Here is a 19,113-nt window from a genome sequence, read left to right as displayed (position 1 = left end):
CGGCGCCGGGTGCGCCGTCCTCTCCGTCCGATGCACGGACCGCCGGAAAAGTTCGGGACGCGCCGGGTTCTGTCCGGTTCTCTTCCCCGCCGGGCCGCTGGGCAGGCGTCGGTCAGCCCACCCGCAACGAACGGAGTACGCCGTCGGTCGCGTCGTCACCGTCCCGCTGACGCACCTGCACGTACACCTGCGGCCGCGCGGTACCGCCCGCCGCGACCAGCGCGGACTCGGTGAGAGAACCGCCGTCCGGGCAGTCGTCCCAGGACCGGACCAGCCCGTGCCAGTCGGCGTCCGTGAAGGCGCGGGCGCCCGTGTACCGGCAGCCGGAGTGCGCCAGCGCCTTGACCTTCGCGGTGACGTCACCGTGCCCGCCGACGCCGACGAACACCCCGTCCACGGCGGCCTTCGGGTCGGACCAGCGGGACAGGTCGCCGGCCACCACCAGGCCCGGCTGGTGCCCTGCGGCCAGCCCGAGCGCCCCCGGGTCCCAGCCGGAGTCGCGCAGCTCCCGGCCGAACGCGTCCGGTACCCGCAGGCTCACCCGCCCGGTGGCGTCCGTGACCCGCACCCCGTGGTCCGCGGTGCCGTCCCGGTGCAGCGCCACGCTCACCGTGACCGCGGCGGCGCCGGCGGCGAGGACACCGGCGAGGACCAGGGCCGGCGCGGTGAGCCGGCCGCGCACCCGGTCCAGGTGCCGCGCGGACCGCACCGGCGGCGCCCCGGCCAGCCGGTCCAGCTCCGCCGCGAACGCCGCGGCGCCCGGCCAGCGCCGCGCCCGGTCCGGCTCCAGCGCGCGCAGCAGCGCCCGCTCCACGTCCGCGTCCAGCTCCGGCCGCAGCCGCCGCGGCGGTGTCACCTGCCCCGGCGGGCCCGGCACGGCCCCGGTGAGCAGCTCGTAGCCGACCGCGCCCAGGCTGTACACGTCCGCCCGCTCGTCGATGCCCGCGCCGGGCTGGGCCTGTTCCGGCGGCCGGTAGCCCGCCGAACCCGCCGCCAGGGTCAGCACCGAGGCCTGCGCCAGGCTCTTGGCCAGCCCCAGGTCGGCGAGCAGCACCCGTCGGCTGCCGTCCGGGGCGGTGTGCAGCAGCACGTTGGTCGGCTTGATGTCGCGGTGCACGATGCCCGCCTCGTGCAGCGCGGCGGCACCGCGCGCGGCCTCGGCCGTCAGCGCCAGCGCCTCCCGCACCGGCAGCGGGCCGCCGGCCAGAGAATCGGCGAGGGTCCCGCCGGCGGCGTACTCCATCACGAAGTACGGCCTGCCGTCCGGGAGTTCGCCGATGTCGTAGACCTGCACCACCCGGCTGGAACCGGCCCGGCGCAGCAGCCGCGCCTCGGACAGGAAGCGCTCCCTGATGTCGAGCCGGTGCGCCCAGTTCTCGGCGAGCACCTTCACCGCGACCGGGGCCTGGAGCTGGGGGTCGTGCGCGAGCCACACCGTGGCGAAGGCGCCGCTGCCCAGCGGCCGTTCGAGGCGGTGGCGGCCGATCCGCTCCAGGGGGTGCATACGACTATCATGCCTGGCCTGAGATCGAGTCGGAGGAGGGGCCGTCCGTGCAGGACCAGGCGCTGACGGAGGAGTTCGCCCGGCGTGCCGCCGCCGGCGACGGCACGGCCCTGGACCGGCTGCTGACGGAGATACGGCCCGAGGTCGTGCGCCGCTGCGCGCGCTTCCTGCCCTGCCGGGAGGACGCCGAGGAGGCCGCCCAGGACGTGCTGCTCCAGGTGGCCCGGCACATCTCCGGCTTCGAGGGCCGCAGCCGCTTCGGGACCTGGCTGTACACCGTCGTCGCCAACTGCTGCCGGCAGAAGTACCGCGAGCTGAAGCGGCGGGCCGCCGAACAGCCCGCGGCCATCGAGCCGGGGCACGCCGTCGACCCGCGCACCACCAGCGTCATCGCCGGCTCCCGGGTGGACCTGCTGGAGGCCCTGGAGCGGCTGGAGCGGGAGCACCCACACCTGGTCGCGCCGCTGGTCTACCGGGACATCTGCCAGCTCGACTACGCCGAGGCCGCCGAGCGCGCCGGCATCCCGCTCGGCACCCTCAAGTCCCGGCTGCACGAGGCCCGCAAGCTGGTACGGCCGTGGCTGACGGCGTCCTGAGCGCCGCGCCGGGGCCTACCGGTCCTCCTCGAACAGCGGCAGCTCCGCCCAGATCGTCTTGCCCTCCGGATGGTGCCGGCTGCCCCAGCGCTGGGTGAGCTGGGCGACCAGCAGCAGGCCCCGGCCGCCCTCGTCGAAGGTCTTGGCCCGGCGCAGGTGCGGGGCGGTGGGGCTGGTGTCGGAGACCTCGCAGATCAGCGTGGCCGCGTCGTGGATCAGCCGGAGCCGGATCGGGTGCGCGCCGTACCGGATGGCGTTGGTGACCAGCTCGCTGACCACCAGCTCCGTCGTGAACGAGGCCTCGCTGAGCGACCAGGCGTCCAGTTGCTCCACGACCTGCTTGCGCACCGGCGCGACCAGCGCCGGGTCGGCGGGGATGTCCCAGGTCGCCACCTGCGTGGCGGGCAGGCCCCGGGTGCGGGCCAGGAGCAGCGCCACGTCGTCGGGGGCGCCGCCGGAGGGGAGCAGGCTGTGCAGGACGCGGTCGCAGGTCTCGTCCAGGGAGTCCGCGTACGCGCCGAGCGCCTGGTAGAGCTTCTCCCGGCTCGTCTCCGGGTCGCGGTCCCGGGACCACACCAGTCCGTCGGTGTACAGCGCGAGGACGGTGCCCTCGGGCAGGTGCACCTCGGTCGACTCGAAGGGCAGCCCGCCCAGGCCCAGCGGGGGGCCGGCGGGCACCTCCAGGGCGTGGGGGGCGCCGCCCGGCCGCAGGACCACGGGCGGCGGATGCCCGGCGCGGGCCAGGGTGCAGCACCGGGACACCGGGTCGTAGACGGCGTACAGGCAGGTCGCGCCGACCTCGCCGGGGCTGCCCGCCTCGCCGGGGCTGCCATCGCCGCCGGACTCCTCCGACAGCCGGATCACCAGGTCGTCGAGGTGGGTGAGGAGCTCGTCCGGTGCCAGGTCGATGTCGGCGAGGGTGCGTACGGCGGTGCGCAGCCGGCCCATGGTGGCCGAGGCCTGGATGCCGTGCCCGACGACGTCCCCGACGACCATCGCGACCCGCATCCCGGACAGCGGGATCACGTCGAACCAGTCCCCGCCCACGCCGGCGCGGGCGGCCGGCAGATAGCGGGAGGAGGCGTCCAGCGCGGCCGTGCGCGGCAGCGACCGGGGCAGCAGGCTGCGCTGGAGCGCGAGCGCGGTCTCCCGTTCGCGCGAGTAGCGGCGGGCGTTGTCGATGCAGACGGCGGCGCGCGCGGTGATCTCCTCGGCCAGCAGCACGTCGTCCGGGGTGAAGCCGTCCGGGCGGCGGTGCCGGGTGAGCACCGCGACCCCCAGGGTCAGCCCGCGCGCCTGGATCGGCACCGACATCGAGGAGTGGATGCCGTACGTGCGCACCCGTTCGTGGCGTCGCGGGTGCCAGGTCAGCCACTGGTCCATGTCGCCGGCGGCCACCGAGGCGGTGATCGTACGGCCCGCGGTCAGCGAGTCGGCCTGCGGGGAGAAGTCCGGGTACTCCTCCGCCGTGCCGGCTTCGATCACGGCCTCGGGCACGCCGGGCAGCACGGACCGGTGGGCGGTGCGGCGCAGCCGCACCGGGGCGGTGATCCGGGCGGGCGGCTCACCGCCGTACTCCTCCGGGTCGAGCAGGTCGATGGTGACGAAGTCGGCGAGCGCGGGCACGCACACGTCGGCCAGCTCCTGCGCGGTGCGGGTGACGTCGAGGGTGCTCCCGATGCGCACGCTGGCCTCGTTGACCAGTTGCAGCCGCTCCCGGGCCCGCAGGCTGTCGCTGACGTCGTGCGCGGCCAGGCACACGCCCCGCACCCGGCCCGCCGTGTCCCGCAGCGGTGCCATCCGGGCGAGCCAGGCGTTCCCCCGGTCATCGCCGCCGGTGGGCATCAAGGTCTGCACGTCCAGCGGGCGGCCCGTGGTCAGGACCCGGAGCATGCTCTGCTCCAGCTCCTCGCTCTGGGGTCTGCCACCGATCTCCGCGAGCCGCAGCCCGCGCAGTCGCCGCTCCGGCAGCCCGACCACGTCGGCCATCGCGCCGTTCATCCGGCGCAGCCGCAGCCGGTCGTCGTAGACCGCGACCGCGCACGGCGACTGGACCAGGCCGGCCTCGGTGAGCGGGTCGTCATCGGGGGGCGGGCCGTCGCCGGTGAGCGGGGTGACCACGATCCAGTCGCCGGGGTGTCCGTCCTCCGGCGGGCGGCGGTGGGCGAGCAGCCACACGGGGACGGTACGGCCGTCCCGGTGGCGCAGACCGACCGTGCCGGCCCAGCGGGTGCCGGGGGGCGGGGTCTCGGGACGGGTGTCGGCGAGCAGCTCGGCGGCGGGGCGGCCCAGGACGGCGGCGGCCGGGTGGCCGAGCAGGCGGCGGGCGCCCTCGTTCCACTCCGTCAGCGTTCCGTCGTCGCCGATGGCGGCCCGGGCCGTGGCCGCATCGTCGAACGGATAGACCCGGCTCATCGTCGCCGCTCCCAAGCGCACACTCACAGTGAACGGGTGGCTCCACCCGTTGGTCCAGAGTAGTGCTTCGCGCCCTGTTGTGAACGAGGGCCGCGGCCGGTTGGCCGACCGTCCGAACGGGGGCGGCCGATCAGTCAGGGCGGCATCCGGCCGGTCTCACGTCGCGGGCAGCGGAAGGCGTTCGGGGTCTTGACGATCGCGTGTGTCAGAACGTCAGAATCTGTTCGATGACGATCAGATGTGAGTACTTCTGGGCCCTGATGAGGGAGAGCCGCCCATGACGGTCACGCGCAGATCGGTTCTGGCCGCCGCCACGGCGGCACCCGCGGCCGGGGCGCTCCTGGGCATCCCCGCGGCCCCGGCCGCCCTCGCCGCCGACGCCTCCGCCGGGGGACGCCACACCGTGCCGCTGCGGGACGGCTGGCGCTTCGCCCTGGTCAACCCCGGCGGCATCACCGACCCCACGGGCGCCTACGCCCGGGCGGCCGACCCCGACTACGACGACGGGGACTGGCGCCGGGTCGCCGTACCCCACGACTGGAGCATCGAACAGACCCCCACGACCGAGCACGGCACCACCAGCGGCACCGGTTTTTTCCCCGGCGGCCTCGGCTGGTACCGGCTCGCCTTCACCCTCCCGCGGGCGTACGCCGGCAAGCGGATCGCGGTGGAGTTCGACGGCGTCTACATGGACTCGTACGTCTACTGCAACGGCACGCAGGCCGGCCGTCACCCGTACGGGTACACCGGCTTCGCCCTCGACGTCACCGACCTGGTCCACACCGACGGCACCACCCCCAACGTGCTCGCGGTCAAGGTGCACAACCAGCTGCCGAGCAGCCGCTGGTACTCCGGCAGCGGCATCTACCGCGAGGCCCGCCTGGTGGTCACCGAGCCGGTGCACGTGGCCCGCTGGGGCACGTACGTCACCACGCCGGAGGTCTCGGCCGACCGGGCGCTGGTCCGGGTGCGCACGACCGTGCGCGACGAGTCCGGCACGGGCGCCGAGGTGGAGATCCGCTCCCGGATCACCGACCCCGCCGGCCGGACCGTCGCCCGCACGAGGGGCACGGTGTCCGTCTCCGGTGAGACCGCCACGACCCACGAACTGACCGTCCCGCGACCCCTGCTGTGGGACTTCGCGACCCCCGGGCACCGCTACACCCTGCACACCGAGCTGCGCGTCGGAGGCCGTACCACCGACACCCTGAGCACGCCCTTCGGCATCCGCACCTTCCGCTTCGACCCCGACGAGGGCTTCTCCCTCAACGGCACCCACACCAAGATCAAGGGCGTCGACCTCCACCACGACCAGGGCGCACTCGGCGCGGCGATCAGCGTCGACGCCGTACGCCGGCAGATGCGGATCATGAAGTCGATGGGCGTCAACGCCTTCCGCACCTCCCACAACCCGCCCTCGCCGCAGATGATCCAGGTCTGCGAGGAACTGGGCATCGTGATGATGGTGGAGGCCTTCGACTGCTGGCGCACCGGCAAGAACACGTACGACTACGGCCGGTTCTTCGACGAGTGGTGCGAGCGGGACGCCACCGAGATGGTGCTGGCCGCCCGCAACTCGCCCGCCGTGGTGCTGTGGTCCATCGGCAACGAGATCCCCGACTCCACCTCCACCGCCGGGCTCGCCATGGCGGACCGGATCATCGCCGCGATCAAGGCCGCCGACGACACCCGTCCGGTGGTCATCGGCTCGAACAAGTACCACGGTGTGCCCGCCACCGGTTCCGCCGCCGACCGCATGCTCGCCAAACTGGACGGCCTCGGCCTGAACTACAACACCGCCAAGTCCGTCGACGCCCTGCACGCGAAGTACCCGCACCTGTTCCTCTTCGAGTCCGAGTCCTCCTCCGAGACGTCGACCCGGGGCACCTACCAGGAACCGGAGCACCTCAACACCGGCGAGAACCACACCCCGGGCAGGCGCGAGACCTCCTCCTACGACAACAACCTCGCCTCCTGGACGATGAGCGGGGAGTACGGCCACAAGAAGGACCGCGACCGGAAGTGGTTCGCAGGCCAGTTCCTGTGGTCGGGCATCGACTACATCGGCGAGCCCACCCCGTACGACGTCTTCCCGGTCAAGGCGTCCTTCTTCGGCGCGGTCGACACGGCCGGCTTCCCGAAGGACATGTACCACCTCTTCCGCAGCCAGTGGACGTCCGAGCCGATGGTCCACCTGCTGCCGATGACCTGGAACCACCAGGAGGGCGACACCGTCGAGGTCTGGGCCTACGCCAACGTGCCCTCCGTGGAGCTGTTCCTCAACGGAGAGTCGCTCGGGGTACGCGAGTTCGACGTCAAGAAGACCACCGACGGTCGCACCTACCTGGAGACCACCGAACCCACCGGCGACGACAAGACCTTCACCGACGGCCCCTACCCGGGCAGCTACACCAGCCCCAACGGCAGCGCCGGCAAACTGCACCTCACCTGGAAAGTGCCCTACCGGAGCGGCGAGTTGAGGGCGGTGGCCCGGCGTGACGGCAAGGTCGTCGCCACCGACGTGCTGCGCACGGCCGGCGCCCCGCACGCCGTACGCCTCACCCCCGACCGCACCTCTCTGGCCGCCGACGGCCGTTCGCTCGCCTTCGTCACCGCTGAGATCGTGGACGCGCACGGCGTGGTCGTGCCCGACGCCGACCACCTCATCGCTTTCGACGTCGCCGGCGGCTCCCTGGCCGGCGTCGACAACGGCCGCCAGGAGAGCGCCGAGCGCTACCAGGCCCGCACCCGCACCGCGTTCCACGGCAAGGCCCTCGCCATCGTCCGGTCCGGCGCGGGACGCGGCGGCCTGGAACTCACCGCCCGGGTGGAGGGGCTGCGCGCGGACACCGTCCGGCTGACCACCACCGCGGCCCGCTCGGCCGCCACCACCGCACCCACCCGGTTCGGCCCCGACGGTCCGCCGCCGCCCGACTACCCCGTCGCGGACGCCGGTTACTCCGGCCGCCCGGACACCCTGCCCGCCGCGATGCTGGACGGCGACCCGGCCACCGGCTGGTCCAACGCCTTCGACAAGTCGGCGACCGCGCTGCTGCCCGCGTTCAGCGGGGCCCGGGCCGAGGACTGGGTCTCCGTCGACTTCGGGCGCACCCGGACCCTCGACCGGGTGGCGGTCTCCTTCACGGTCGACGCCGGCCACAGCCTGCCCGCCCGGGCCGAGGCGGCGGTGTGGAACGGGCACGCCTACGTCCCGGTGACCGGCGCCGAGGTGCGGTGGGCCACCGCCTCCGACAGCCCCACCGTGATCACCTTCGACGCGGCACGCGGCTCCCGGCTGCGGCTGACGCTCACCAGCGCCCACCCGGGCCAGGCGAAGGGGGCGGTGCGCATCAGCCGGCTGGACGTGTGACGGTCCGCCGCCCGGTGCCCGGCCCGCGGAGACCGGACACGCCTTTCGGGGCCTGTCCGGTACCGCGCTGGTACCGCACAGACCTCGCGCTGACCTGCGGGTATTTACGCCCGAGTACCCGCGCGCTACCGTGTGGTGCATGCCAGCTCTGAATGTGGAGTTCAGCGAACGGGAACTCGAGGACCTGCGGCAGATCGCCAAGGAGCGGGGTACGTCGATGAAGGCCCTCGTCCGCGAGGCCGCCGCCGCCGACATAGCCCGGCACCGGGCCCTCCAGGAGGGCGCCGAGGCGTTCCGCCGCTTCTTCGCCGGCCACGCCGAGGAGTTCGCGGCGGCCTTCCCCGACGACGAGCGTCCCGCCAGGGGCAAGGCCGCGTGAGCGATGCCCTCCGCCATCCATATCGACGTCCCGTGGCTGCTCCAACGCCATGAGGAGGTCCTGCCCGACCAGCCCGCCGTGGACGACTTCTCCGCGCTGGTCGCCGCCGTCGCCCGGCACCGGGTGGATCCGCCCCGGCTCGGCGTGGACTCCGACGCGGCCTGGCGCGCCGCCGCGCTGCTGCACACCCTCGCCGTGCTCAAGCCGCTGCCCGCGGCCAACGCCCGCTTCGCCTGCGCCACCGCCGTGGCCTACATGTTCGTCAGCGGCGTCGGCATCGACCCGCCCTACGGCGCCCTCGTCGACCTGGCCCGCGACCTGATCTCCGGCAAGACCGACGTCTACGGCGCCGCCGACCGGCTGCGCTCCTGGCAGATCTGACCCCACGCGCCGGCCGGGCCCGCCCCGGCCGGCGGGAGGATGCCGCCGGAGCACCGGCCGGGGACGGACCGTCCGAGGAGGACCGGTTCCCAGTCCACCACCGGCCCGCCGGCCGCGGGAGCGTGCGCGGCCGGCCGGTGCGGGCACGCGCTTCACACGGGGCGCTCGCGGGATCCGGCCGTCCTTCCGCCAAGTCCTGGCCGACGGCCTGTTGTTGACCTCCCGTCAAGCCGGCCCGTGTCCTGTGTGCGCCTTGTTGCTCGTGTGGGAGGTGTGCGAGGGTTCCAGCGCGGTGAATTTCCGCTCGCACCACGCGCCAAAAGGAATCCGCTCCCGTGTTCACCCCCCACCCCCCGCGTCCCGCCTGGCCGCCGTCCGGCACCGAACCCGGGGAATCCGACGAGTTCCTCGCCGGCCCGCTGCGGGCCGGTTCCGACGCGGAGGCCTCCCGGTCGGCCGCCCTGCTGATGGCCCGGCACTGGCGGCCGGCCCACGAGTACGCGGTCGTCTGCCTGGCCGCCCCCGGATCCCTCGCCCACATGGTCACCGCGACCGCCTTCCACCAGGTCCTCGGCCGGCTGGCACTCGGCGAGAGCGCCGACGCGCTGCGGCCCCGCCTGCTGGTGGCCGTCCGGGACACCGTCCTGAACTGGTCCGCCACCGACCGGATCACCGCCGTACTGCCAGGGCTCGGGAAACCCGCCGGGGGCCGCGGGATGCGTACCGCACCGGCCCTGATACCGGACAACCGTGTCCTGTCCGACCGCTCGTTCCACGCCCTTTCCCGCCTGGAACAGGCCCTGTTGTGGCACACCGAGGTCGAGGCGGAACCGCCGGCCGTGCCCGCCGGGCTGCTCGGCGTGGACCTCCACAGCGCCACGGCCGCGCTGGAACAGGCCCGGGAGAAGTTCCGCGAGGGCCTGGTCCGCGCCCACCGGGACCTCGCGCCCGGGAAGGACTGCCGCTACTACAACCGGCTGCTCGACGTGCCGATCCGGCGGGGCGGGGCGCTGCTGCCCGACGTCGAGGAGCATCTGGCCGGCTGCGCCTACTGCCGGCACGCGGCCGAGCAACTCGGCCACGTGGACGCCGCGTTGGGTGTCCTGCTCGCCGAGGCCGTGCTCGGCTGGGGCGCCCGGCGCTACCTCGACTCCCGCCCCGGCCGCCGCCAAGGCCCCGCCCGCGGCGGCTCCCGCGGCCCTCGCGGCTCCCGCGGCCCTCGCGGCTCCCGCGGCTCCCGCGGCTCCGGCGGACGCCGGCGCGGCGGCGGGCCCGGGTTGCCGGCCCGGCTCCTCGCCGCCGTGTCCGCGCGCCGCGCGCCGGGCTCCTGGTCGTCCCGGGCACTGCTGACGGGCGTCGGGGTGGTCTCGGCCGGGCTGCTCGCGACGGTCCTCGCGGTCGGTGTGTGGCCGGACGGCGGCGACGGCACCGAGCGGGTCGCCACGAGCGCCCACCCCGGCACCCCTGCCTCGGGCACCACGGTCCTGCGCGACGCCGCCGGCCGGTGCCTGGACGTCAAGGGCGCGCCCGAGGCCGGGGCGAGTGCCGTGCTCGCCGTGTGCTCCGGCTCGGCCACGCAGCGCTGGACGTACGAGAAGGACGGGTTGCTGCGCAGTGCCGCCGACACCGGTCTGTGCCTCGACTCGCACGCCGACGCCGGGGTGGTACGCCTCGGCCGCTGCGCCGGCGCCGGTTCGGCACGGGCCGACGACGTGCGCTACGACCGCACCCCGCAGGGCGAGTTCCTGCCCCGCTGGGACCGCACGCTCGCCCTCGCCGCCGACGGCGACCAGAACGACGCCGACCTCGTCGTCAAGGTCCGGGACGGGTCCGCAGACCAGCGCTGGACGGCGACGTAGCGGACGGGACGGCGCGCCGCGCGCCCTCGGGGAGGCGGCGTAGGGTCGGGCGGCGGTGCGTCGTCAGGTGCCGTGCCGCTGCCGGCTGTCGGGTCCGGCCGTGTCGGCGCCCGCTCGACGGTGGACGGCCGCCTGGTGCGCGCGGCGGTGCGCGCGGGATGGCCGTGCGTCCTCGGGGTCCCGTGCTGCCGTCGGCTGCCAGCGGTGGACGGCCGCGTAACGGGCCCGGCGGTGCGCCGTGGGGCGGCCGTGCGCCCTCGGGGAGCCGCGCTGCCGTCGGCTGTCAGGCCCGGCCTTGTCGCCGGTCGGTCGGCGTTGGTCGGCGGCGTGGTGCGCGCGGCGGTGCGCTGTGGGGCGGGCGTGCGCCCTCGGGGGGTCGCGCTGCCGCCGGCTGCCGGTTCCGGCCGTGTCGCCGGTCGGTTGGCGGTCGACGGGCGCGTAGCGATCCCGCAGCGGTCTCACGCTGTCGTGCTGCCGTCCGCTGCCAGGTCCGATCGTGTGACCGTGGCCGGTCCGGCGTGGCCCGACAGGGCCAGGGTGAGGTCGAGTTCCGCCAGGAGGCAGCGGATGACGTGTTCGACGCCCGTCTGGCCGTCCAGACCGAGGCCGTAGACGTACGGGCGGCCCAGCAGGACCGTCCGGGCGCCCAGGGCGAGGGCCTTGAAGACGTCGGCGCCGGTGCGCACACCGCTGTCGAACAGGACCGTCAGCCGGTCGGCGACCGCGTCCGCGACCAGGGGCAGCGCGTCGGCCGCCGCGATCGAGCCGGCGACCTGCCGGCCGCCGTGGTTGGAGACCACCACGCCGTCCATGCCGGCGTCCGCGGCGAGCCGGGCGTCGTCCGGGTGCAGCACGCCCTTGAGGACGATCGGCCCGTCCCAGTGGTCGCGCAGGAAGGCCAGGTCGGGCCAGGTGTGGCCGGCGTCCCCGAACAGGCCGAGGAAGTGCAGCACCGCCGCGTTCGGGTCCTCGTGCACCGGCTTGGCGAGGCCCGCCCGGAACGCGGGGTCGGTGAAGTAGTTGGCGGTGCCCACGCCGTGCAGGAACGGCAGGTACGCCTGGTCCAGGTCGCGGGGCCGCCAGGCCAGCAGCGGGGTGTCCAGCGTGACCACCAGCACCGAGAAGCCGGCCGCCCGCGCCCGGGCGAGGAAGCTCCGGGTCACCTCGCGGTCCCTGCCCCAGTACAGCTGGAACCACCGCTCGGCGTCCCCCATCGCCTCCGCCACCTGCTCCAGCGGGGTGCTCGACGCCGACGACAGGACGAACGGCACGCCCTGCGCGGCGGCGGCGCGGGCGGCGGCGGACTCGGCGTCCGGATGCATGATCGACAGCACGCCGACGGGTGCCAGGGCGAGCGGCGCCGGCAGCGTCCGCCCCAGCACCTCGGTGGTGAGGTCCCGGTCGCGCACGTCCCGCAGCATGCGCGGCACGATCCGGCGCCGGTCGAGCGCCTCCCGGTTGGCGCGGGCCGTGGTGCCGTCGCCCGCGCTGCCCGCCACGTAGCCCACCGGGCCCGGGCCGAGCCGGTGCTCGGCCAGCTCCTCCAGCCGGGTCAGGTCGGTGGGCAGCCGGGGCACCGCCCCGGTCGTCCCGTTCAGGTAGATCTCGTACTGGAAGTCCGCCCAGTGCCGTGCCATCCGTCAACTCCCGCCCGCCGTCGGCCCCGTGGGCCCCGACGATACCGACCCGCAAGGTGATCACTTCGTGAACACAAGGAGTCATGAAGGGACTGGAGGCGGTAGCAGCCGGAATGTTTCAGGACGATTAACGAACCGCTGATTTTCCGCCACTCTGTCGCTCCGGCGACCGGGGAACCGCTCTGTTCCGGGGTCACGGCGTTCGACTTCCGTGACTTCACGCCACTGATTCAACACGAAAGGTTACTGAAACCCATGCGTTCGATGTGAGTTTCGGCGGTGGAGTCGGCAGAGTGGCGCTCGCCGCTCCGGTGCCCGACCGGAGACCGGAGCCGGCACTTCGTCAGTTCGAGCGGAAGGATGCACACAATGCGGAACACCGCGCGCTGGGCAGCGGCCCTCGGCCTCACGGCCGCCGCCGTTTGCGGACCCCTGACCGGGGCCGCCGTCGCTGCACCGGGCGCCGCCCCGTCGTCGCTCTACGCCCCCTCGGCGCTGGTGCTCACCACCGGCCACGGCAGCGACGCGGCCACGGCCACACCGGAGCGTGCCGTCACCCTGAACTGCGCGCCCACGGCCTCGGGCAGCCACCCTGCCGCCGCCCAGGCCTGCGCCGAACTGCGCGGCGTCGACGGGCAGCTCGACGCCCTGAAGCCGGCCGCGGGCGTGATGTGCACCAAGCTGTACGACCCGGTCGTCGTCACCGTCCAGGGTGTCTGGCAGGGCAAGCGCGTCTCCTACGAGCGCACCTTCGGCAACACGTGCATGAGGGACGCCGCCGGCGGCAGCCTCTTCGCGTTCTAGGACCGGGATCGTGGGAGTCCTCGTGGACACCGGATCAGGCTCGCAACTGGGGAGTGCGGCCCCTGGAGCGGGGAACCTGCGATCTCGCGCCGGGGCCGGCGGGCGGAGTGGGGCCGCCCGCCGGGCCCGGGCACACAGCCGCTCCCCGGGTGGTCCGTGGGGGGCCTTCCGGGGAGCGGCGAAAAACAACCTGTTTCAACGGGGCACTCAGGCCTTGCGCCGGTGACTCGTGTCGCACCAGGGGTAGCGGCGACTGCGCCGGCAGGTACACAGAGCGACACGGAACCGGTCCGAGCGGACCGTGGTCCCGTCCTCCAGTTCGATCTCCACGGGCCCTTCCACCAGGAGGGGCCCGCGTCGTTGCACGGTGATCCGGCGGGCCCGGCCGGTGGGGTCGGACGCCGGTCCGGCGGGGTCGTTCGCGGCGGTGTCAGACGGTTCGTTCGGCACGGATGACCACCAGTTCCTCCCTGTCGTCGGCCGGTGCGAGCAGCCCGCGCCGGCGCAGCCAGTCCTCCCGGGAGCGCAGCACCGGCCCGAAGGGGACCCAGCGGCGCCGCACCACCGCGGCCTTCAGACCCGCCTCCCGCAGCAGTTCCAGGGTGCGGTCCGGACCGCTCAGCACCGAGTGCACGATCAGCAGCACCCCCCCGGGGCGCAGCAGCGCCGGGGCGTCCCGGCAGATCCGGTCCAGCACCAGCCGCCCGTCGTGCCCCGCGTCCCAGGCGACGGCCCGGCCGCGCGGTCCGCGCCCGGTGTCGGGCGCCGGCACATAGGGCGGGTTCGCCAGGATGAGGTCGTACGTGCGGCCCCGTACCGGCTCGAACAGGTTGCCCCGCCGGATGCGCACCGGCAGCCGCGCCCGCCACGCGTTCAGGCGGGCCGTCCACACCGCCCGCCGGGACACGTCCACCGCGGTCACCTCGGCGCCCCGCCGGGCCGCAGCCAGGGCCAGCGCACCGCTTCCGGTGCCCACGTCCAGCAACCGGGTGCCGGGCGGTGGGTCCACCTCGCGGAGGGCCTCGGCCAGCAGTTCCGTGTCGTCCTGCGGGGCGTACACGCCCGGGAGTATCACACCGATCACACGGTTCCGCATACCCGGGGACTCAGGATGTATGGGACATCTGGTGTTCCCGGGGCGACAGGGGGGTCCGCAGACACGAGTGTCCCGCGCGCCACCGGCCGAGCAGCCGCCGGCCCAGCCGGTCCTCCAGGTACTCGGTCGCGTCGATGCCGAAGGTGATGTCCGGCGCCAGCTCCGGCTCCTCGGCGAGCAGTCCGCCGATCACCTCGCGGCGCACGACCTGCTCGTGCACCGCGTCCGCCGTCACGTGCTCGTCGTAGAAGAACTCGGCCGCCGGTCCGGCGCCGGTGCGGCGCATCGCCTCGGCCAGCCTGCGGGAGCCGGGGGAGGAGGTGATCTCCACCTCGGCGAAGTGGCCCACCAGCGCGCCGCGCAGCGCGCGGTGCAGGCCGAACAGGGACATCAGGTTCACCACGGCGAGCATCTCGGCCGGGGCCGCGTCCAGGTAGCGGCCGTACGCCGTGTCCAGATCCAGGTCCCGCATCAGGTCCGCGAACAGGCGGGCGTGCACCCGTTCGGCCCGGCCGCCGCCGAACTCGTCGTACTCCACCGCGGCCATCGCCGCCTTGGCCCGGCCCCACAGCCGCGGCAGCACCCAGGCGTGCGGGTCGGCCTCCTTCAGGTGGTACAGCGAGCGCACCGCCGCGTACTCCCGCAGCTGCCACAGCTCGCCCTCGGCCGACAGGAAGTGGGAGACGCCGGTACCCTCGGCCGGTTCCACCAGGAGGGCGGCGAGGGCCTCGTCCAGGCTGTCGTGCACCGGCGTGTCGGCGCGCAGCGCGGACCGGAAGCGGTCCTCCAGCGCGGCCCGGACCCGTAGCAGTTCCGGGTCCCACTCGGTCTCCGGCGGGACCTCGGCGAAGCCCCGGTAGTGCAGCTCGTAGCACAGGTACAGGGCGAGCTGGAGGTCGTCGCCGTACGGGTCGGCGGTCGTGGCGTCCGCCGGGCGGGGGAGGGGGCCCGTGCCGCGCAGGTAGGCCGAGACCGCGGCGGAGAGGGGGCCGCGGGACGGGGGCAGCAGCGGGTGGCGCAGTTGGTCGGTCATGCGTCTCTGGTACCCGGCCTGACGGAAAGCACTGGTGCGGCCGGGGCACCGGGGACGAGGGCGGCGCCCACCGGGTGCTCCCGGTGGGCGCGCCGCCCGGGCGGCTCAGTCGCCGTTCGCCTGCTCCTGCGCCCCGGTGTTCGGGGAGATGGCGTCCCCGGCCTCGCCCGAGGCGCCCTTGTCCTCGTCGCGCTTCTCGGCCTCCTCGACCTCCCGGAGCACCTCCTCCAGGGCCGTCTCCGGCCGGTCCTCGTGGTCGTTACGGTCGTTGCCGCCAGGCATGACGTCTCCTTCCGTCGGCGCGGTGATCTCCCCTGCGGGTTACCCGGCGGAGCCGTCCCAAGCGTCCCGTGGGCCTCCGGGGCCCCGGGACCACAGGGCGTGGGGCCGCCGTCTCCCTGCGGACGGCGGCCCCACGCCCGGACGGTGGCTGTCACATGTGGACGACCGGTGCGGCGTCCGGGTCCTGCCGCGGTACCCCGCGCCGGTAGCAGACGAACGCGATCACCGTGCCCGCCCCGAAGAGGACCGCCGACCACCAGAAGGCGGTGGTGTAGCTCTCGATCGAGGCCTGGGCCCGCACCAGCTCGCTGGTGGCGTCCCGGCCGGACAGGTAGTCCGTGGCGGCGCCGGCCGCGAGGGTGTTCAGCAGGGCCGTGCCGATCGAGCCGCCGACCTGCTGCATGGCGTTGACGGTCGCGGAGGCCACGCCCGCGTCCTCGGCCGCGACCCCGCCGGTGGCCAGCTGCATGGCCGGGGGCATGACCAGTCCGAGGCCCACACCGATCACGATCAGCTGCGGCAGCACCGCGCCGAGGTAGTGGGAGCCGAGCCCGATGCCGGTCAGCCAGGCCATGCCGGCCGTGGCGATGGCGAAGCCCAGCGGGATGACGGTCTTCGGGCCGAACCGGGGCACCAGCATCGTGGTGCCGGCCTGGGCGGTCACCATCAGCGCGGCGACCATCGGCAGGAACGCCACACCGGTCTTCGTGGGGCTGAAGCCGAGGTTCAGCTGGAGGTAGTAGGTGAGGAAGAGGAACACGCCGAACATGCCGGCGCCGCTGACCATCACCGCGAGGAAGGAGGCCGCGCGGTTCCGGTCGAGCAGGATGCGCAGCGGCAGCAGGGGGTGCGCGGCCTTGGTCTGCCACCAGGTGAAGGCCGCCAGCAGCAGGCCGCCCGCCGCCAGGAAGCCCCAGGTCAGCGCCGAGCCCCAGTCGTGCGTCTCGGCGTTGGAGAAGCCGTAGACCAGGCCGAACAGACCGCCGGCGACCAGGACCGTGCCCGGCACGTCGAGCTTGGCGCCCGCCGCGTCGCGGTGGCTGCCCAGCAGCAGCCAGCCGCCCGCGAAAGCGACGACCGCGATCACCACGTTCACGTACAGCGTCCAGCGCCAGTCCAGGGCGTCGGTCAGCACACCGCCGAGCAGCAGGCCGACCGCGCCGCCGGCGCCGGCGATGGCGCCGTACACGCTGAACGCGCGCGCCCGCTCCCGGGCGTCGGTGAACGTGGTGTTCAGCAGCGACAGCGCGGCGGGCGCGAGGAGTGCGCCGAAGACGCCCTGCAGCGCGCGGGCGACGACCAGCATGGTGAAGCCGTTCGCCGCGCCGCCGAGCGCGGAGGCACCGGCGAAGCCGACCACGCCGACGAGGAAGGCGGGTTTGCGGCCGAACAGGTCGGCGATCCGGCCGCCGAGCAGCAGCAGGGATGCGAAGGCCAGCGCGTAGGCGGTGACGATCCACTGCCGGTTGCCGTCGGAGAAGCCGAGGTCGCTTTGGGCGGACGGCAGGGCGATGTTCACGATCGTGGCGTCGAGGACCACCATCAGCTGGGCTATCGCGACGACCGCGAGGATCCACCACCGCTTGGGCGAGGCCGCCGCGGCGTGTTCTGTCGGGCCTGCTCCCGTGCGGGAGCCGTCGGCCAGGGTCTTCTCGGGCATGGGGAAACGCTCCAGGGACGTCGTCCGGGTACGGGAAGGCGACCAGTTCGTAAACGAAACTGTTTCGTACTCGGCGAGCCTATGCCAGAAGAAGCGAAACGGCAACGTTTCTTTATGCGTCGAAGGTTCGGGCGGGGACCGCCGTCGCCCGCCGGCCGCGCACCGCGACCCATGGCCCCGACCGCCCGGCCGGCGGCTGCCCCGCGGCCGGTCGCTCCCGCGTGCGCGGCGTTTCAGTGTGTGGCGCCCTGGATACACCGCGAAGGTTCGGCCCCGGAACTCGCGCACTCGTGCACGCCGTCGCAGTGAGGTCGTCACCATGTCCCACGCCCCGTCGCCCGCAGGACCGTCGAACGACGCCCGGCCGGTCCCCGCCCCGGCCGGACAGCCGGCCACCGCCCCGTGTGCCGCCCGGGGCGGCACCGCCCTGGTGACGGGTGCCTCCTCGGGCATCGGTGCCGCCGTGGCCCGCCGGCTGGCCGCCGAGGACGGCTGGCGGATGGCACTGAACGGACGCGACGTCACCCGGCTGGAGCAAGTGGCCGCCGCGGCCGGCGCGGTCGCGCTGCCCGCGGACCTGACCCGGCCCGGCGCCGACCGCCGGCTCACCGACCTCGCCCTCGACCACCTCGGCCGGCTCGACCTGCTGGTGGCGGGCGCGGGCGTCGGCTGGGCCGGGGAGTTCACCGGCATGCCCGCCGCGCGCATCGACGAGATCGTGGGACTCGACCTGCTGGCCACCGTGCACCTGGTGCGGACCGTGCTGCCGCACATGGTGGCGGCCGGATCCGGACGGATCGTGCTCATCGGGTCCCTCGCCGGCAGCGTCGGCGTGCGCGGCGAGGCCGTCTACTCCGCGGCCAAGGCCGCCCTGGCGACGTTCGCCGACTGCCTGCGCTACGAGCTGCGCGGCACCGGCGTGGGCGTCAGCCATGTCGTGCCCGGCGTGGTCGACACTCCCTTCTTCGACCGGCGGGGCACCCCCTACGCCCGCTCCTGGCCGCGGCCGGTACCCGTCGAGCGCGTGGCGGACGCCGTCTGGGCCGCCGTCCTGCACGGCCGGGACGAGGTGTACGTCCCCGGGTGGCTGCGCCTGCCCGCCCGGGTGCGCGGCGCGGCCCCCGGACTCTACCGGCGGCTCGCCGCCCGCTTCGGGTGACCGCCATGACCGCCGTCACGGTGCTGCTCGCCCTCCTCGCGGCCCTGTCCAACGCGTCCGCCTCGGTGCTCCAGCGGCGCGCCGCCGTGCAGGAGCCGGACGACGGCGACGAGGACGGGGCCGGGCCCGTCGTGCGCCGGTTCACCCGGCTGCTGCGGCGCCCCTCCTGGCTGGTGGGCGTCGGGCTGCTCGCGCTGTCCGGTCTGCTGCAGGCCGGGGCGCTGGCCGTGGGCAGCCTGTCGCTGGTCCAGCCGCTGCTCGCCGCCGAGCTGCTGTTCACCCTCGCCGTGGGAAGCGTCGTCTTCCGGCGCCGCCCGGACGGCCGGACCTGGCTGGCGTTCGTCGCCCTCGCCGGCGGGCTGGCCCTGTTCCTCCTCGCGGCCGCGCCGTCCGCCGGACGGCCCACCGCGCGGCCGGCGGCCTGGCTGCTGGGCGGCGGCGGGGTGCTCGGCCTGGTGGTGCTGCTCGTCGTGGCCGCGCGCCCGGCGCGGGGCGCCTCCCGGGCCGCGCTGCTCGGGCTCGCCTCCGCGGTGTCCTTCGCCGCCACCGCCGCGCTGCTCAAGGAGGCCGTGGGGCGGCTCGAACAGGGGCCCGCGGCGATGTTCGGGCACTGGTCGCTGTACGCCACCGGGGCCGCCGGGCTCGTCGCCTTCCTGCTGCTCCAGGGCGCGCTCGGCGCCGGCTCGCTGACCGCCTCCCAGCCGGCCCTCACCCTCGGCGACGCGCTGACCAGCGTGGTGCTGGGCTGGGTGCTGTTCGCCGAGTCGATCCACCTCGGCCTGAGCCTGCTGCCGGAGGCCGTCGGTGTCGCGCTGATCGGCGCCGGCAGCATCGGCCTGGCCCAGGCGGCGGCCGCCGGCGGGGACTGGGACGCCGCGGACCCCGAGGCGTCCCCCGGCTCCACCGCCGCCCTGCCACGCACCCCGAGGAGGTAGTCA

The 19,113-nt window shown here is 74.7% G+C and carries 16 protein-coding genes; 8 read left to right on the top strand and 8 right to left on the bottom strand.

From position 1 onward, the window contains the following. Nucleotides 1-112 precede the first annotated feature (112 nt). Nucleotides 113-1,504 carry a serine/threonine-protein kinase gene (locus ACZ3ZD_RS13400; RefSeq protein ID WP_467396192.1) on the bottom strand — a complete coding sequence of 464 codons (1,392 nt, stop codon included), beginning with the start codon at nucleotides 1,502-1,504 and terminating at the stop codon, nucleotides 113-115. A gap of 47 nt (nucleotides 1,505-1,551) precedes the next feature. On the opposite strand from ACZ3ZD_RS13400, the gene ACZ3ZD_RS13395 reads away from it, so the two are divergent. Then, entirely contained in the window at nucleotides 1,552-2,100 is a 549-nt protein-coding gene (locus ACZ3ZD_RS13395) for an RNA polymerase sigma factor (protein ID WP_467396191.1), read from the top strand. Between the two features lie 15 nt (nucleotides 2,101-2,115). Here the strand turns inward: ACZ3ZD_RS13395 and ACZ3ZD_RS13390 are convergent, their stop codons facing one another. Beyond that, complete coding sequence (locus ACZ3ZD_RS13390; RefSeq protein WP_467396189.1) at nucleotides 2,116-4,515, bottom strand: SpoIIE family protein phosphatase; 2,400 nt, start codon at nucleotides 4,513-4,515, stop codon at nucleotides 2,116-2,118. A 277-nt stretch (nucleotides 4,516-4,792) separates the two neighbouring features. Between ACZ3ZD_RS13390 and ACZ3ZD_RS13385 the strand changes: the two genes are divergently transcribed. The 4 genes from ACZ3ZD_RS13385 (at nucleotide 4,793) to ACZ3ZD_RS13370 (ending at nucleotide 10,504) form a co-directional block, all read left to right on the top strand. Then, nucleotides 4,793-7,885, top strand: coding sequence for a glycoside hydrolase family 2 TIM barrel-domain containing protein (locus ACZ3ZD_RS13385; RefSeq protein WP_467396187.1), 3,093 nt, complete (start codon nucleotides 4,793-4,795; stop codon nucleotides 7,883-7,885). A gap of 139 nt (nucleotides 7,886-8,024) precedes the next feature. Beyond that, entirely contained in the window at nucleotides 8,025-8,264 is a 240-nt protein-coding gene (locus ACZ3ZD_RS13380) for a hypothetical protein (RefSeq protein WP_467396186.1), read from the top strand. A gap of 3 nt (nucleotides 8,265-8,267) precedes the next feature. Next, nucleotides 8,268-8,645 (top strand): toxin Doc, encoded by a 378-nt coding sequence (locus ACZ3ZD_RS13375; protein WP_467396185.1) that lies wholly within the window; start codon nucleotides 8,268-8,270, stop codon nucleotides 8,643-8,645. A 335-nt stretch (nucleotides 8,646-8,980) separates the two neighbouring features. Beyond that, entirely contained in the window at nucleotides 8,981-10,504 is a 1,524-nt protein-coding gene (locus ACZ3ZD_RS13370) for an RICIN domain-containing protein (RefSeq protein ID WP_467396183.1), read from the top strand. A gap of 458 nt (nucleotides 10,505-10,962) precedes the next feature. Here ACZ3ZD_RS13370 and ACZ3ZD_RS13365 read toward each other — a convergent pair whose 3' ends face one another. Continuing rightward, nucleotides 10,963-12,141 carry a lactate 2-monooxygenase gene (locus ACZ3ZD_RS13365; protein ID WP_467396181.1) on the bottom strand — a complete coding sequence of 393 codons (1,179 nt, stop codon included), beginning with the start codon at nucleotides 12,139-12,141 and terminating at the stop codon, nucleotides 10,963-10,965. Nucleotides 12,142-12,510: 369 nt separating this feature from the next. Here ACZ3ZD_RS13365 and ACZ3ZD_RS13360 point away from each other — a divergent pair, with 369 nt between their 5' ends. After that, nucleotides 12,511-12,945, top strand: coding sequence for a subtilase-type protease inhibitor (locus ACZ3ZD_RS13360; RefSeq protein WP_467396179.1), 435 nt, complete (start codon nucleotides 12,511-12,513; stop codon nucleotides 12,943-12,945). 207 nt (nucleotides 12,946-13,152) lie between these two features. On the opposite strand, the gene ACZ3ZD_RS13355 is transcribed toward ACZ3ZD_RS13360, so the two are convergent. The 5 genes from ACZ3ZD_RS13355 to ACZ3ZD_RS13335 form a co-directional block, all read right to left on the bottom strand. Then, complete coding sequence (locus ACZ3ZD_RS13355) at nucleotides 13,153-13,395, bottom strand: CDGSH iron-sulfur domain-containing protein (protein WP_467396178.1); 243 nt, start codon at nucleotides 13,393-13,395, stop codon at nucleotides 13,153-13,155. Beyond that, nucleotides 13,376-14,041, bottom strand: coding sequence for a HemK2/MTQ2 family protein methyltransferase (locus tag ACZ3ZD_RS13350; RefSeq protein ID WP_467396177.1), 666 nt, complete (start codon nucleotides 14,039-14,041; stop codon nucleotides 13,376-13,378). The genes ACZ3ZD_RS13355 and ACZ3ZD_RS13350 overlap by 20 nt, the downstream gene beginning before the upstream one ends. Before the next feature lie 10 nt (nucleotides 14,042-14,051). Continuing rightward, the gene (locus ACZ3ZD_RS13345) at nucleotides 14,052-15,074 is read right to left on the bottom strand and encodes an iron-containing redox enzyme family protein (RefSeq protein ID WP_467396175.1); all 1,023 of its coding nucleotides are present in this window, start codon (nucleotides 15,072-15,074) and stop codon (nucleotides 14,052-14,054) included. A gap of 105 nt (nucleotides 15,075-15,179) precedes the next feature. Next, nucleotides 15,180-15,356: a hypothetical protein gene (locus tag ACZ3ZD_RS13340; protein WP_467396173.1), complete on the bottom strand. Its 177-nt coding sequence runs from the start codon at nucleotides 15,354-15,356 to the stop codon at nucleotides 15,180-15,182. 151 nt (nucleotides 15,357-15,507) lie between these two features. Continuing rightward, nucleotides 15,508-17,016 (bottom strand): MFS transporter, encoded by a 1,509-nt coding sequence (locus tag ACZ3ZD_RS13335; protein ID WP_467396172.1) that lies wholly within the window; start codon nucleotides 17,014-17,016, stop codon nucleotides 15,508-15,510. A gap of 319 nt (nucleotides 17,017-17,335) precedes the next feature. On the opposite strand from ACZ3ZD_RS13335, the gene ACZ3ZD_RS13330 reads away from it, so the two are divergent. Both ACZ3ZD_RS13330 and ACZ3ZD_RS13325 read left to right on the top strand, forming a co-directional pair. Beyond that, on the top strand, nucleotides 17,336-18,175 hold the full coding sequence (locus ACZ3ZD_RS13330; RefSeq protein ID WP_467396170.1) for an SDR family NAD(P)-dependent oxidoreductase: 840 nt from the start codon (nucleotides 17,336-17,338) through the stop codon (nucleotides 18,173-18,175). 5 nt (nucleotides 18,176-18,180) lie between these two features. Beyond that, a complete protein-coding gene (locus tag ACZ3ZD_RS13325; RefSeq protein WP_467396169.1) occupies nucleotides 18,181-19,110 on the top strand; it encodes a DMT family transporter in 930 nt (309 codons plus the stop codon). Nucleotides 19,111-19,113: the final 3 nt, after the last annotated feature.

The organism is Streptomyces sp. NPDC023481 (genome assembly GCF_055560195.1).
Note: the sequence above shows the minus strand (reverse complement) of the source record. Positions and strands in the feature narration are given on the sequence as shown.

Coding starts and splice junctions, on each gene's coding strand:
- ACZ3ZD_RS13325 (WP_467396169.1), top strand. CDS start 18,181: ATGACCGCCGTCACGGTGCTGCTCGCCCTCCTCGCGGCCCTGTCCAAC.
- ACZ3ZD_RS13380 (WP_467396186.1), top strand. CDS start 8,025: ATGCCAGCTCTGAATGTGGAGTTCAGCGAACGGGAACTCGAGGACCTG.
- ACZ3ZD_RS13375 (WP_467396185.1), top strand. CDS start 8,268: ATGCCCTCCGCCATCCATATCGACGTCCCGTGGCTGCTCCAACGCCAT.
- ACZ3ZD_RS13385 (WP_467396187.1), top strand. CDS start 4,793: ATGACGGTCACGCGCAGATCGGTTCTGGCCGCCGCCACGGCGGCACCC.
- ACZ3ZD_RS13330 (WP_467396170.1), top strand. CDS start 17,336: ATGTCCCACGCCCCGTCGCCCGCAGGACCGTCGAACGACGCCCGGCCG.
- ACZ3ZD_RS13360 (WP_467396179.1), top strand. CDS start 12,511: ATGCGGAACACCGCGCGCTGGGCAGCGGCCCTCGGCCTCACGGCCGCC.
- ACZ3ZD_RS13390 (WP_467396189.1), bottom strand. CDS start 4,515: ATGAGCCGGGTCTATCCGTTCGACGATGCGGCCACGGCCCGGGCCGCC.
- ACZ3ZD_RS13335 (WP_467396172.1), bottom strand. CDS start 17,016: ATGCCCGAGAAGACCCTGGCCGACGGCTCCCGCACGGGAGCAGGCCCG.
- ACZ3ZD_RS13400 (WP_467396192.1), bottom strand. CDS start 1,504: ATGCACCCCCTGGAGCGGATCGGCCGCCACCGCCTCGAACGGCCGCTG.
- ACZ3ZD_RS13365 (WP_467396181.1), bottom strand. CDS start 12,141: ATGGCACGGCACTGGGCGGACTTCCAGTACGAGATCTACCTGAACGGG.
- ACZ3ZD_RS13340 (WP_467396173.1), bottom strand. CDS start 15,356: ATGCCTGGCGGCAACGACCGTAACGACCACGAGGACCGGCCGGAGACG.
- ACZ3ZD_RS13345 (WP_467396175.1), bottom strand. CDS start 15,074: ATGACCGACCAACTGCGCCACCCGCTGCTGCCCCCGTCCCGCGGCCCC.
- ACZ3ZD_RS13350 (WP_467396177.1), bottom strand. CDS start 14,041: ATGCGGAACCGTGTGATCGGTGTGATACTCCCGGGCGTGTACGCCCCG.